We start from the raw sequence: 12,781 nt of genomic DNA on the forward strand, positions 1-12,781 counted from the left end.
ACCCAGAGAAGTGCTGGGGCATCAATCACGGTCCGCAGCCAAAGCTCCCCGATCTTCCCGAGCTGCGGTGCCGGATCAAAGCGGCATGCAGGCAGCCGCATCGCGGTTGGTGTGTAGCCGCCGCCCCGGGGCAATGCCTCCATGTTGCCGGAGCTGGGGGGACTACTTCGATCTCGTAGGCGCGTCAGGGGAGTTCAGGAGGTCCACCGGATCGTCGGCATCGGCGCAATCCTTGCCGCCTCCGAGTGAGGAAGAGCGGTCCCAGTGTCGCGCCCGTGGGACGATACGCCCCGCCGAACGTGGGCGCGTTCCCCAAGACCCACGTTTGCCACCTCACTTAGAAACACGCGAGCCCCGAGCATGCCCGGCCCGGCGAAACCCTTGTAGACATGTAAGTCGGGCCTGTGGTAGTGCGAACGGTCGTATGGGCAAACGGTTCGAGTACGTCGTTCGGTTGTCGGTCGTCGTCGTGTCGGTCGTCGCTTCAGGGCTCAGCGGTTGCAAGAGCGAGGCAGATCACCAGCGGGAGCAGGCCGCGTTTGCGCTGGAGGTGGCACGCGAGCAGGAGCGTCTGCGCGCCGAAGAGGAGAAGCGGCGCGCGGACGCCGAAAAAGAGGCCATCCAGCAAGCCAAGCTCCGCATTCTGCGCGACCCCTCGTCCGTACTCGTGGCTGACAATCTCGGCTACTTCGACAAAGGGATCATCAACAGCTATCGGCAGTTGGTGAAGATGAGTGTACTCAACAAATCCAAGTACGCCCTTGGTAGTATTGAGGGGGAAGTCGACTGGCTGGATGACAACGGGCACAAGGTTGGCTCGGTCCCTTTCACTCTGAAGGGGTCGATTCCGGCGGGTGACACCAAGTGGTTCTCCAAAGACGCGGGGACACTTTCGAACGGCACGCTCCAAACGAACGCGACGCGAACCCGAATCCGGTTCACTCGCGTGCAGCTCATCGAGGAGTAAATGACGAGAGATCCGTCCGACTTCGAATGGCGTGTCTTCCGGCCCGTGGCAGAGGATGCCCAAGGTGTGCTCAACGACTTCGCAGCCGAAGGCTTCGAGGTACGTGCGCTGAAGGAATCCCGCCGGACGTTCCCGCAGGCGCGCATCCTCGTCGCTCGAACAGACTCCTTATCGTCGCACGGCGGCGGGGACGCGCGACGGCCGCCAAACCAACGCTTTGCGATCGGAAGGGCTACTACCAGCCGACTTGTCGTGACAAGGCAGAGTTGGAAGTGCTGTTCTCGGAGGGAGAGCCGTTCACTGCGTGTCCGCTTTGCCTGATGCCTGTACAGTGGGGTTGGGCGGACGGTTGGAGAAACAGGGAGTTCGAGCAGCACCCTGCCGAAAAGGCCACGCCTTCGGACGGCGAGCTATAGCTGAAGGAGTAATAGCATGCATGACCACGACGACGGCCCCTTGGCCACGGTGCGGCCTCAGTTTGCGCGCCTCTATGGACTGCTTGCCCGTCATTTACCTTCGCATTTGCACACGGGAGCGGCGCTCGCCTCAGAGCCGAACTTTTGGGAAGCTTTCAAGATCATCCTTAGCGACGCCAAGGACTTGGCCCGAGTTAGGGTCGCCAGGGCAGGGCGGGCGGAGGTCTGGGTAGGCTTCTACGCCGACAAGCCCGACGCGGATTGCTGCGTCGAGATCGTCCAGCTCAAGGAACGCGGTGAATTCGGGATCCAGGTGGCGCGGTGGGGACTCCGGACGCTCGACGAGCTTCTCGCGATGGCTCCGCGAGAGGTCGAGGTGTTCTTTGCGCCCGTCCGGTAGCGTTGCCTCTGCTTGGAGTGACGGGGCCCCGGGCGTGACGTTGGCTACGTCGGGGGCTCGTGTGTCGTGCGCGCTTGGAGTTCCTTCCGAAGCTTCCGGCGCTCGCCCTTCGGCAGCTTGCGGGCGAGATCCGCGATCCGATCCAGCTCGTCGTCTTCCGGGAAGGTGACGACGCAAAACGGGGACACGCCGAGCGCGGCTGCGATGCGTTCGACGGTCTCGATGGTGATCGCCGCGAGGCCCTGCTCGACGCTCGAAAGGTGACCTTTTGACATCGCGCCAGCTTCGGCGAGATCCTGCAAGGACATGCCGCGCTCGGTTCGCAGTTCGCGGATACGAGCGCCAACTTTCAGGCAGAGCGGCTTGGGTTCGGTTCGTCGGGGCACAGTTCCTCCTACTCGCGCGTGAGTGGGTCCAAGGTCCCTACCACAGAGCGAGCGCTAAGACAAACCCCGCGGACAAACGATCCCGCGAGCCCCCCCGGGTGCGAGGGGGGCCGCGGTGGATGGATCACCGTCGCTTCATGACGCGAAGAAGATTGGCGACGGCCGTGTGCGCCGCCCGCGCGGCGGCCATGTCGTCAGCGGTGTCCGGCATCATCGCGAGGAGCCGGCCGGCAGCCTCGTGCGCGACCACAGCGGCGTCGAGGTCGCCTGCCGCCGCCGCCGTGACCTCTCCTTGCACGAGCACGGCCAGAAGGGTCCTGCGTGGGTCGGCTCCGGGGGGACCCCAAAGGGCGGCCACGGGGTCCGAAGTGGCACCAACACGCGCCAACGGTGCCGATCCGTCGTCACCAGGACGTGGATCCAGCGGGTTACGCCGGGTCAGGGGTGCTAGAACTGTTCTCGGGGGGTGAATCGACCGGGCTTTGCCCGGGCGAGAGGGGGACGCGAGGCGTCCCCCTCGGGACGAAAGAAGCCTAGAACATCGAGCGGTTCTTGAACCGATCGATGTTCTAGGAGGCAATGAAGAGCGATTCGACCCTCATCACGGGGCAACCGACGCCGACCGGTACGCTTTGGTTGTGCTTGCCAGACGTCCAGATGCCATCCGAGAGAAAGACGTCGGAGCCGAGCATCGTCACGTTGCCGAGCATTTCGATCACATTGCCAAGGATGTTCTGCGGCGCGAGCGGCGCGGTCACCGTGCCGTCTTCGATGAGGTAGCTCTCCGTCATGCCGAAGACGAAGTCACCGTTCGACATGTCTATCTGCCCGCCGCCGAGTTTCATCACCAGGATACCACGCTTCACGCTCCGAAGAATTTCCTCCGGCTCGTGGGGACCCGGGAGAACCAACGTATTGGTGCAGCGGGGCATGGGGGTCGTGCCAAAGCTCTCCCTCCTCCCGTTTCCCGTCGTCGAATGACCGAGGAGCCGCGCCGACCGACGATCATGCAGGTGGCCGCACACCCGGCCTTCTTCGATCAACACGGTCTGGTGAGGGACGATGCCTTCATCGTCGACGTTGAGGCTGCCGCGCGAGCCTGGGACGGATGCATCGTCGATCAAGGTAAAGAAATCGTTGGCGATCTGCCGTCCCATGAGACCCGCGAGCCCGCTCGTTCCTGCGAGTATGTAATCCGCTTCCAGCGATTGAGCCACGGCCTGCTGGAAGATGATTCCGCAGTCTGCGGATCCCCAGACGACCACGACGTCGCCCGTGGGGCCCTGTCGGCAATCCAGAAGTTGGACGGCTTGGCGCGCGGCTTCCCGGCCGTGCCATTCAGGGGGCCTGTCGCGAAAATAGCCCAACCCGACGCGCCCTCCTCCCCCGCTGGATCCTTCCCGCCACGATCTGTGATCCTCGGCTCGCACACGCACGCCGACGCGGAAGAGTGGCTGCACATCGTGCGCAAAGATGCCGTCGGACGTGGCGACCAGGATCTCACGCACCTCTTCCGAGAAGGTGCTCTCCGCAGCGATGACGCGAGGGTCGAAGCTGAGGGCGGCGGACGCCGCACGCTCACACAGGAGCCGCTTTTCGCGAAGAGGTGCGTCGAGGGAAGCGGCCTCCACCTCGTATCGACGCGGAATGGGGGGAGACTCGAGGGCGAACGCTCGCTTGCCGCCCCCTCCGACGGCGATTTGTGATGCGGTTTTGGCCGCGCGCTCCAGCGCCTTGAACGAGAGGTCCTCACTGGACGCGAAGCCTGTCACGCCCTGCCGTTGGACACGCACCCCGACGCCCATGGATACACCACGCGAAACGGCCTTCAGCGTGTCGTCGCTGAAGGAAAATCCGCCGCCCGCTCGATATTCGAAGAACAGCTCCGCATAGTCGCCGCCGTTCTCCAGCGCGATATCCAGCAACCGTCGACACAACGCCCGGTCCATTGGACTCTCGCCCGAGGGCCCGAAGGGCGCCTTGTCGTCGCAACTCTCCGTCATCGTACAACCAGTGTACCCGTACGTAGATCGCGCGAGCAAGCGCGAAGGACGCGGGAGCAGGGGCGGGCGAGCGCGCGCGTTTGCGGGGTGCCGTCGGGCGAGGGACAGGGGAGGGGCGGTGAAGGTGAGGCCGACGCAACCGACCTCGGACGCGACCGACGAGCTTTTCACGCAAAACTCGTCCGATTTGCAGGCCGCGCAAACATCCCCCGAGCCCCCCGATCCGCTGCTCGCGCTCGACGAGCTGCTGCCTCCGCTGCTCGCGCTGCTGCTCCCGCTGGTCGTCGCGCTGCTGCTCCCGCAGGCGTCGATGGCTGCGCATGAGCTCGCGTTCACGACGCACGCCTTGCCCTCGTCCGACAGCGTCGGGCAGCGTCCGACGTGCGCTCAAGTATCCGGCGGCCGACAGCAGAACGTCACCGCCTGCTCCGGGTCTTCCTTCACATCGCCGCTCGGCTCTCCACCGCTCGGCTCGCATGCGCCGGGTAGGTATTCGGGCGGCGTGATCTCCTTGCTGCCGATCGCGAGGCCCGCGAATGGAACGTTCGAGCATTGCTCGACGACCGACGAGATCCCGTCGTCCGAGAGCAGCTTCGAACACGCGCCATCCTCGAAGGTGCGCACGCGCGCGAGGCATGCCCCGCCGACGGCCGCGCCGCATTCACACGCTGTGCATTCGCGCCCTTCCAGCCAGCCCGGCTTCTCGTGCGTCACCTCGTACACGACGAACCGATCGCCGTTCCACCCCACGGGGCAGACGTGCTCCCCCCCTCGCTTGATGCACGTCTGAAACCCGTCGGGGAGGCGGCGGATCGAGGGGAGACAAGACGCACTCGGCACGTTGCACGTCGGGATCAGGCATCCGATCGCCGCTGTCGCCCACGTCGGCGCGGGGAGCCCGTATTGCGTGACGGGGATCGGCTCCGCGAACGACGCGCACGTTTCGCCCGTGGGAGCGCCGAGCGGCGAGGCGGCGATCGACTGCGCGCACAAGGCCCCGCCGCACATGGCGCCCGCGGTCAGCGCGTTTGCGTTCGTGCAAGACCCGTCCCACCCGTCGGGTCCGCCGAACGGCGTGCTCGTGCCCGCGGCCCCGCATGTCGCGGCGCGGACCTCGATCGTCTCGGGGAGCGTCGTGCACGCGCCCGTTGCTTCCGTGCATTTGCAGCGGTCGCAGTTCGCAGGGGGCGCGGAGACGTCCGCACGCCCGACGAAGAGCGGGAGCGCGGTTTCTCCATCGGTACCGAGCGCGGGGCAGATCTGCGGCGCCTCGGCCGCGGGCCCATGCCAGAGCGCGCGGAGGTCCCATTCGTCAGGCGGGTGGGGGATGCAGGGGCCAGAGCATCCGATGGCGGAGGCGGTTCCATCGATCGCGGCGTCGGTGCCCGCATCAGGAGGGACGCATGTACCGGTCTCTTCGATGCACACCCAGCCGCCGAAGCACGGCTCCTTCACATCATTCGTGCACGGAATATATGTTGGGTCAGAACCGCAGCCCTCCACACTCAGCGAGGCGGCTGCTGCAAGCAGAGCGCATAGAACAGACAGGAAATACAACTTGGATCGCATAGGGAGCACGGTACTCCGTCGACAAACCTATGTCAACGCATGGCGGCCATGATGCTGAGCCCTGCCATGATCTGGTTGCCGCTCCAACCCGCGGGCCCCCCTCCTGCGACGAGCGGGTAGTCATCAATCAACACGACTGCGTCCAGCAAGATGCGCACGTTCAGCGGCCCCAGGGGGATCGCTGCCATGGCACCCGCACCAAACCCCAGGAAGCGGTGCCACTCTGAAAAAGCAGGGGTGCGCGGGGTGATTCTGGACCGATGGAGTGCGCCCCCGGCTGCGAGCAAGCAGCCGGAGAACCAGCGCACTGTGCCGCAAGCGCCGGGCCATGCGCCGATCAGGGCCCCGCGAACGGCGTTCCCTTCGTCCCGGGGTGAGAATGCGCCCCGTAGGTCGAGACGCCAAGAAAAGACCTCACCCAGCGGCCAGTCCGAAGATGCGACAACGCCGAAGGATGGTAGGGGGGAGACTGGACCATAGAGGACCGTCGCTCCGAAAGATGGGGACCATCGGCGCGCAGGTGATCTCGGGGCCGGTGGCTTCGAACTCGGCGCGGGACACGGAGAACTCGGTGCCGGGCTCGCCGGCTTCGACGTCGCGGGCGCCTCGGGAGCCGGCGGCGGGCTCGGCGCGGGGAGGGGCGTCAACACCAGCGAGACCCGCACGCGTCCTCCTTTGGGCGCGTCGATCGTCTCGATGGCATCCTGAAACCCCCCGAGCGTCGCGCGCACCTCGTGCCGCCCCGGCGACGTGAACACGTAAAACTCGCCCGCAGTGGACGACGCGCGCTCCAGCTCGCCATCGATCAGCACATCGGCCCCGAGGTGGCTCAGCGCGACGTCGACGCGGCAGACCTGCGGGCGCGCGCGTTCGTAGGCGTCCTGAATCCTGCGCCGCTCGGCGGGCGGGACGTCGTGCCCATCGATGATGGCGCGGAGCAGATAACTCACGGCTTCGGCCGTCGCGCCCCCTTCGAGGGCGACGAGCCCGAGGCGGCCCACGATCGCGGGATCGTCACGAATACGAAGGGCTTCGCTGTACGCCTGGACGGCCGCGGAGGTTCGCCCCGCGGCGCGGGCGCGATCGCCCTCGCGCACGAGCTCGGCGAACCGCGCCGCTTGATCGATGCGGCTCGGAGGGCCCGGGGGCTCGTCGGCGCGCGACACGCCGCCGACGAGCACGAGGACCAGGACGAACACGAACCGCGCGAGGGTCATCGAGCGAGAGCGTATCCAGGACGAACCCTCGCGGGGACTTCGAAAGCTCAACGGCGGGCGCGTAGGGGTTGCGTCGCGTTGAACGCGAGCCGATGGAGCGTGTCCCAGACTTGCCTTGCCTCCTTGCTCGTGAGTTCGTATCCGACGAACTGCTTGCGCCCGGCCAAAGCCCCGGGCGGTAGGCTCTCCGCGCTGACATAGAGATGGCCGTCGCTCCCGATGGCGAATTCGGTCACGAGCTCGGGGGCCTCGGTCGTATCGTCGATGGTCTGGGCTTCGTTCGACATGGCATCACCTTGCAGGCGCGATGAAGTGCAGGAGCCCGCGCGCCGTCGGGATTCCCGCCCCGGGCGCCAGAAAGGGCCCGGGGAAATCCACGGCGTGTTACTCGCCCCTCGTGTGCGTGAACGCAGGCCGTTGCAGGCGGAGAGCGCGGCGCGCCTCGTCGCTCAACGTCTCGGGGCGAGGCGCGCGCGTGGAGGGCGTCGAGGTCGGAGCGCTCGTCGGCAGCGTCGGGGGCGGCGTCGCGGAGGCATGCGCGCTCTCGTCTGGCTCGCCGAAATCGACGCGCGGGGTCGGCACGAAGAGACCGCCGCGGGCGAGCGCGGGGCGCTCGGGAGACCCGAGGAAGAGGAAGACCAGGGCCGCCACGCACGCAGGCCCGAGCAGGAGGAGCACGACCAGGGCGGCGAGGTTCGACGTGGTCGTGGGGTTCGGCGTGAACCAGGGAGCTTTCGGCACGGGCGGGGGAGGCGGCGGAGGTGGGGGCGGCGGGCCGCCGGGCCCGCCTCCGCTGAACGAGGGGAGACGACCGTCCACGGACAGGATCGCGGCCATCGCGGCGCGGATCTCCGGATCGAACACGATCGCGCCGGGAAGGAGCACAACGCCGCGCCGCTCCTCGGGCGCGTCGTTCGCGCGGAGGCGCTTGGAGAGCTGCACGCAGGCCCGCCGAATGCGGCTGTGTACCGTGTTCACGGGCATGCCGAACAGCGCGGCGATCTCGGGCTCCGTGTACCCGAGGACCTTGTTTGCAAGGACCATACGGCGTGTCGCCTCGTCGCGGAGCTCTTCGAGCGCTTCGATCAACGCGAGCGCGACGGCCGCTTGTTCTTCGAGGTTTGGCCGGTCGGACGCGATGTCGTCGATCGCGACGGCGCTTCGCCGGGCCGCGTTCCGGGCCTCACGGCGCCTGTGGTTCTGGGCGACGCGCACGGCGAGATCGAAGAGCGCGCGCCGGGCCTCGGTGGGGCTCGTCGGGATGCTCTCGGGGGCCTCGGTGACGGCCTGCCAGACCTCTTGTTCCGCATCCGGGGTGCTGACGGCCGGGACACGGAGCCGACGGAACCAGTGGGGGAGCTGGGCGGCGTAGGCCTGGTAGAGGCTGGCGAAGGAACCGAGAGGGGGCGCGGCGGGTTCGGGGGTCGTCACGTCTCGTCTTGGGCAGGCTGGCGGGTGGATCCGTTCACCCCCTGGACGATTTTTCCTGCCGCGGGAGGGGCGCCTCCCGGAAACCAGACGAACTCAGGGCAAACGCTCGAGCATGTGCTCCGGTCGCCGGGGTTTTTTGTACGTCGCTTTCAGCGTGACCGAGGCCCCCGGTTCGATGGCGTCCACGCAGTAATAGGCTGTATCGAGGGGAATGCAGTCGCCTTGTTTCATGGCAAACGCGAGCGGCTGAGGCTTGTCACCCCACCACTCTTGTTGCTTCAGCGCTGATTCCGATACGCCACAGACGTAGCGCATGTCAGCAAAGGGAACGCCCTTCGGGCTGATGGGCGCGAAGTCGAGGAGGAGGTGACATTCCTCGACGCGTTGAACTTCACCACGCTGGAGGGTGATACGATTCGACTCCGCGTGGCTGCACGAAGTGGTCAGGAGTCCATGAATGGCGACCAAGATAACGACGGTGATTCGCATGGTGTGTTCTCTGCGTCTCAATGACACTGATGGAATACAGCCGTCTCGTCGCAATTGTGACACTTCTTCTGGTTTGCTTGGCAGCAATCCCCGCAACCAGAGACAGCTCCGGGGTTGGCACAACTATTGTAGCAGAGGTCCGTTTGAAGATCGCAGCTTGCTGGATCCCTGCACTGAAAAGCCGTCACGCTTGGACCGCACCCGACGAGCGTCCCACCCACCGCAAGCGCCAGCAACGCAAGGTACACCTTCATGTCCGCCGACCTCGGCGTAAGCTATCATCCTGAAGACTGGCCGGTCAATCAGGATCTCTGAAGGCGTTGGGACCCGGGCAAGCACAGTGCTGCGCGCACGCGGATCCAGTAGGGGGGCGGTGAAGGTGGGGCGCGCCTTGCGCCCCATCATCCCTCACGGCTCCACCTTCACGAGCCGCCCGAAGATCGCATTGTGCCCGATCCACCCATTGATGTGCCCGCGGTTGTTCCCAATCTGGAACCGCCCATCCTGCACGCTCTTGACGAAGTGCAGATACTCGGTGCCGCGGACCTTGCAGAGGACGATGTCGCCGGGGCGGAGGTCGCGTGGGTCAACGGGCTCCACGGTGCAGAGCTGACCGGATTCGATCCGCGGAGCCATGGAGTTGCCCCGCGGGCGGAAGGAGACGATTTCGCCGGCGCGAAGCTTGGTGATGTATCCGGTGGCCCAGCCCATGGATCGAATCTTCAGGCAAGGAGTTCGGCGACGAGGGCGTCGGCGAGCTTGCGGGCGCCGACGGCGTGGTTGTTGTCCTTGACCTCGATGACGGCGATGGGGAGGTTCGGCTTGTTCATAGCGGGGGAGGGCCAGGTTACGGGAAGATGGGGGCCGGGGCCAAGGGGGCTGGGGGCTGCCGATGACTGCCCGCACGGAGTCGACACCGGACGCCCGACTCCGGAAGACCTGTGAAGCCTTGGGCCCAGAGATCTCGATGGGCGCGTGCCAGGTTTCGCCTGTCTCGTCGAGCTCGGCCTTGCCAATGCCGACGATGGCCTTCTTCGGCCGTCGGGCTCGCGGCGAATAGAAGTCGAGTTGCCGTTCGGCAATTTATTTGTGCGTTCGTTTTCGACGTATTCGGACACGGGGGAGAGGGGCGCTGCGAGGGGTGAAGGCGGAGGCGCGGGGGCCGCGGGGGGACAGCGTGTCGCCCTGCGGAGAAGTCGACGACGGTCAGGCCACGGCCGGCGGTGCGCGCAGTGGGAGTGGTGACGGGAAGGACGAAGGGCATCGGTGATCGCCAGCCAGACCTCTTGCTCCGCATCGGCCGCCGAGGCGACGTCGAATCAACCGTCACCCCCGTCCCTGCACGTGCTCCGTCCACCGGCTGCCGTCCCACCATCGGGCCGGTGCGGCTTTCCAGGGGTCCGGGTACCAACCGGGGGGCCATGGCGCGCTCTCAGGCTGGGACGATGTCGAACCGACTTGTGCAATTTGCACTGCTGGGGCCAAGGGAGGGTTCTGTAATTGAGCTGGTAAAAACGGCGCCTGCGCCGAGGGCGCTTCAGCGCGGGATACTGGCAGGGCCTCGACCTCCTCGACAGAGAGGAGTACGCATCCGAGGTCGCGAGCACGTCCGATACGCTCTACCTCGGCCCCTTCATCAGCATACACCACGATATCGACCGAGGGCGTCAGCTTCTTGGCAATCGTGGCTCCAGCAGCCGTCATCAGCTTCGTAAGACGCACGTCCGCATCGGCCTCGACGCCGAGCACGAGGATGCGTTTGCCATCCAGATCTCCAAGGCTCTGCGGCCGGTGTCGCTCAGCAGGTGAATGGGCGGCAGCCTTGCTGCTCGGCTCCGCGGGTTCGCAGCGCGCGAGTAGCGAAAGAAATGTGGGCACGGCAAGGACACGAAGATTCGCATCTCGCGCTTGCTGTGCCTTCACCGACATCGAGTACGGATCGTCCACGACGAGGACGTCCACCTTGCCGGACATGGCGCTCACCACGCGTAGGCCAGCTTGTCGAGCGCGGTGCTCGAGCTCGTCCTTCGGAGGCACGGTGTCGCCCGTGAAGCACACGGTCATACCCACGCGCAGCAGACGCTCCTCGCCTGGGATGGGTGCGACCACGCCGGCACGTGCATCCATGAAGGCCCGGTGCAGGTCGGACTCGCTCAGACCAAGGAGGCTCGTGACGTTCGCGAGATCCGCCGCTTCGACATCAGTGATGACGCCGTCGGCGAGAGCCACACGCACCAGGCCGACGAGATACATGCGATGCGCTGCGAGGAGGTCCTCTCCTCCAAGCCCGTGCGAGCGCGCCACCTCATAGATCGCCTGCGCCTCCTCTGCTGTTACGCGGCGGTCTTCGAGGATCTCGTCGAGCATCGAGAAATAAGCGCGCGTATTCGTGTTCCCCTCAGCCGAGCGAGCTGGCACATGGCCGACGAGCCGTGACAGATATGTTTTCTCCGCTGCACGCCGTTCCGCGCTTCCGCGCCGCGTGAGCAAGCGCGATGGTCCGACGACATGGGGCCACGCGACAGCGCGAGCTTGCTCGATCTCAAACCCCCATGGCCACGCGGTCCGGGCGGTCATCATGCGGCCGAAGTGCTGGAGGAGCTTGGTCGTTACGCGTGCGTCCTCGAGCGCAGTATGGTGGTAGGCATGATGGATACCAATGGCAGCACCACACGTGGGCAGTCGGTAATTGGGGAGATGCGGCAAGAACTCGACGGCAAGATCCCGTGTGCAGAGCTGGGGAGCGGCAGGGAACGCGTATTCTGTACGTGAAAACTCATGCTGCAAGAAACCGCGATCGAACCGCAGGTTGTGTCCCACGAGAACCGCACCGGCCAGGTGCCTGACGAGCTCCGGTAGCACCTCGCGGAATCGTGGAGCATCCGTGATGTCTGCCGGGGTGATGCCATGGATATGCGTCGCGCCTGGATTTCGCTGGGGGTTGAGCAGGGTCGACAGCTCGCTCAGGACGTTGCCGTAGACGTCGGTGCGTACGAGGCCGATCTCGATGATGCGTTCGGACTGAGGTCGGAGGCCAGTGGTCTCGACGTCGATGACTGCAAATCCAGGAGGAAACGGGTGCATAGGGAGGGGGAGGGTGGCTGACGGAAGTCTCTTTGGTAGGTCAAATCACGGTCCGCAGTGAGTTGTCAAGGTTCTGTCAAGCGCCCCACCGGTTGGGGACAGTCGGTGACGAGAGCGGTGGGGATACGAAAGTCGAGACACGCCATGACGCTCATCGGCCCGACGATGTCCTCGGGAAGATCCACGGGCGCCCACGACGTTCCGGCCTCGATCTCCTCGCCGACGGCCGTCGCGGGGTGGAACTTGGGCGAGAGCGCGAGGAGCTTGCCACGGTGGAGTACGGGGGCGACCGCCTGCCGAGGCTTCGGTGAGGCGTCCCTTGGCCACCCGAGGCGCTCGTAGATGCCAGCGTCGAGCCCATCGAGGTCGACCATATGCGTCCCTGCGACGACGACGATGTCGTTTGCGGCTTTCGCGCCCTCTTCGAGGATGTCCCAGGGGATGCTGTACTCAGGGAAGACGACGAGACGCACGCCCTAGCCGCGGCACGCCTCGAGGATGGCCTGAACCCACCGGAGGACGAACGTCGTGTACTCGGTCCGGATGCGGCGGCGGAGGTCTTCGAGCGGCTTGAGGAGGGGTTCGGGGACGTTCGGCGGGAGAATGAGGCCTTGCGCCCCCCGGATCCTTGAGCGGCGAGCGCATGTGCATGAGGAGCGCCGGGGGGTGCGCGAGCTGGACGACGGCGACGCGCGTGAAGGCGCTGGGCATGACAGACGGGGGGTAGCGAACTACGCGTGAGACGTGGAGCCACAACGGGCTCGCACGGATGGGGCGGCCATCGGGTGCAAGCGACGTCTGCGAGCACGACCGGCGTGG

The 12,781-nt window shown here is 66.0% G+C and carries 13 protein-coding genes; 2 read left to right on the top strand and 11 right to left on the bottom strand.

Going from position 1 to position 12,781, the window contains the following annotated elements; genetic code table 11:
* The first annotated feature begins 424 nt into the window (after positions 1-424).
* Complete coding sequence (locus tag E8A74_RS12785; protein ID WP_136929261.1) at positions 425-967, top strand: hypothetical protein; 543 nt, start codon at positions 425-427, stop codon at positions 965-967.
* A 432-nt stretch (positions 968-1,399) separates the two neighbouring features.
* Positions 1,400-1,783, top strand: coding sequence for a hypothetical protein (locus E8A74_RS12790; protein ID WP_136929262.1), 384 nt, complete (start codon positions 1,400-1,402; stop codon positions 1,781-1,783).
* Between the two features lie 44 nt (positions 1,784-1,827).
* Here the strand turns inward: E8A74_RS12790 and E8A74_RS12795 are convergent, their stop codons facing one another.
* From E8A74_RS12795 to E8A74_RS12850, 11 genes are all read right to left on the bottom strand, one after another.
* A complete protein-coding gene (locus E8A74_RS12795) occupies positions 1,828-2,169 on the bottom strand; it encodes a helix-turn-helix domain-containing protein (RefSeq protein WP_269749871.1) in 342 nt (113 codons plus the stop codon).
* 124 nt (positions 2,170-2,293) lie between these two features.
* Positions 2,294-2,473, bottom strand: coding sequence for a hypothetical protein (locus E8A74_RS12800; RefSeq protein WP_136929264.1), 180 nt, complete (start codon positions 2,471-2,473; stop codon positions 2,294-2,296).
* Between the two features lie 265 nt (positions 2,474-2,738).
* Positions 2,739-4,172 carry a TldD/PmbA family protein gene (locus E8A74_RS12805; protein ID WP_136929265.1) on the bottom strand — a complete coding sequence of 478 codons (1,434 nt, stop codon included), beginning with the start codon at positions 4,170-4,172 and terminating at the stop codon, positions 2,739-2,741.
* A gap of 387 nt (positions 4,173-4,559) precedes the next feature.
* On the bottom strand, positions 4,560-5,627 hold the full coding sequence (locus E8A74_RS12815) for a hypothetical protein (protein ID WP_136929267.1): 1,068 nt from the start codon (positions 5,625-5,627) through the stop codon (positions 4,560-4,562).
* Between the two features lie 146 nt (positions 5,628-5,773).
* Positions 5,774-6,958 carry a tetratricopeptide repeat protein gene (locus E8A74_RS12820; protein WP_136929268.1) on the bottom strand — a complete coding sequence of 395 codons (1,185 nt, stop codon included), beginning with the start codon at positions 6,956-6,958 and terminating at the stop codon, positions 5,774-5,776.
* A gap of 47 nt (positions 6,959-7,005) precedes the next feature.
* Positions 7,006-7,245: a hypothetical protein gene (locus E8A74_RS12825; protein WP_136929269.1), complete on the bottom strand. Its 240-nt coding sequence runs from the start codon at positions 7,243-7,245 to the stop codon at positions 7,006-7,008.
* 97 nt (positions 7,246-7,342) lie between these two features.
* Positions 7,343-8,389 (bottom strand): RNA polymerase sigma factor, encoded by a 1,047-nt coding sequence (locus E8A74_RS12830; RefSeq protein ID WP_170229091.1) that lies wholly within the window; start codon positions 8,387-8,389, stop codon positions 7,343-7,345.
* Positions 8,390-8,482: 93 nt separating this feature from the next.
* On the bottom strand, positions 8,483-8,878 hold the full coding sequence (locus tag E8A74_RS12835) for a hypothetical protein (RefSeq protein WP_136929271.1): 396 nt from the start codon (positions 8,876-8,878) through the stop codon (positions 8,483-8,485).
* Positions 8,879-9,286: 408 nt separating this feature from the next.
* Complete coding sequence (locus E8A74_RS12840) at positions 9,287-9,589, bottom strand: S24/S26 family peptidase (RefSeq protein WP_136929272.1); 303 nt, start codon at positions 9,587-9,589, stop codon at positions 9,287-9,289.
* 615 nt (positions 9,590-10,204) lie between these two features.
* Complete coding sequence (locus E8A74_RS12845) at positions 10,205-11,962, bottom strand: exonuclease domain-containing protein (protein ID WP_136929391.1); 1,758 nt, start codon at positions 11,960-11,962, stop codon at positions 10,205-10,207.
* Positions 11,963-12,027: 65 nt separating this feature from the next.
* The gene (locus E8A74_RS12850; protein ID WP_136929273.1) at positions 12,028-12,435 is read right to left on the bottom strand and encodes a hypothetical protein; all 408 of its coding nucleotides are present in this window, start codon (positions 12,433-12,435) and stop codon (positions 12,028-12,030) included.
* Positions 12,436-12,781 lie beyond the last annotated feature (346 nt).

This window comes from Polyangium fumosum, from assembly GCF_005144585.1.
GTDB classification, from domain to species: domain Bacteria; phylum Myxococcota_A; class Polyangia; order Polyangiales; family Polyangiaceae; genus Polyangium; species Polyangium fumosum.

What these genes read in the sequence shown, in the direction of transcription:
- E8A74_RS12805 (WP_136929265.1), bottom strand. Translation starts at nt 4,172, where the DNA reads ATGACGGAGAGTTGCGACGACAAGGCGCCCTTCGGGCCCTCGGGCGAG.
- E8A74_RS12840 (WP_136929272.1), bottom strand. Translation starts at nt 9,589, where the DNA reads ATGGGCTGGGCCACCGGATACATCACCAAGCTTCGCGCCGGCGAAATC.
- E8A74_RS12835 (WP_136929271.1), bottom strand. Translation starts at nt 8,878, where the DNA reads ATGCGAATCACCGTCGTTATCTTGGTCGCCATTCATGGACTCCTGACC.
- E8A74_RS12820 (WP_136929268.1), bottom strand. Translation starts at nt 6,958, where the DNA reads ATGACCCTCGCGCGGTTCGTGTTCGTCCTGGTCCTCGTGCTCGTCGGC.
- E8A74_RS12790 (WP_136929262.1), top strand. Translation starts at nt 1,400, where the DNA reads ATGCATGACCACGACGACGGCCCCTTGGCCACGGTGCGGCCTCAGTTT.
- E8A74_RS12845 (WP_136929391.1), bottom strand. Translation starts at nt 11,962, where the DNA reads ATGCACCCGTTTCCTCCTGGATTTGCAGTCATCGACGTCGAGACCACT.
- E8A74_RS12785 (WP_136929261.1), top strand. Translation starts at nt 425, where the DNA reads ATGGGCAAACGGTTCGAGTACGTCGTTCGGTTGTCGGTCGTCGTCGTG.
- E8A74_RS12825 (WP_136929269.1), bottom strand. Translation starts at nt 7,245, where the DNA reads ATGTCGAACGAAGCCCAGACCATCGACGATACGACCGAGGCCCCCGAG.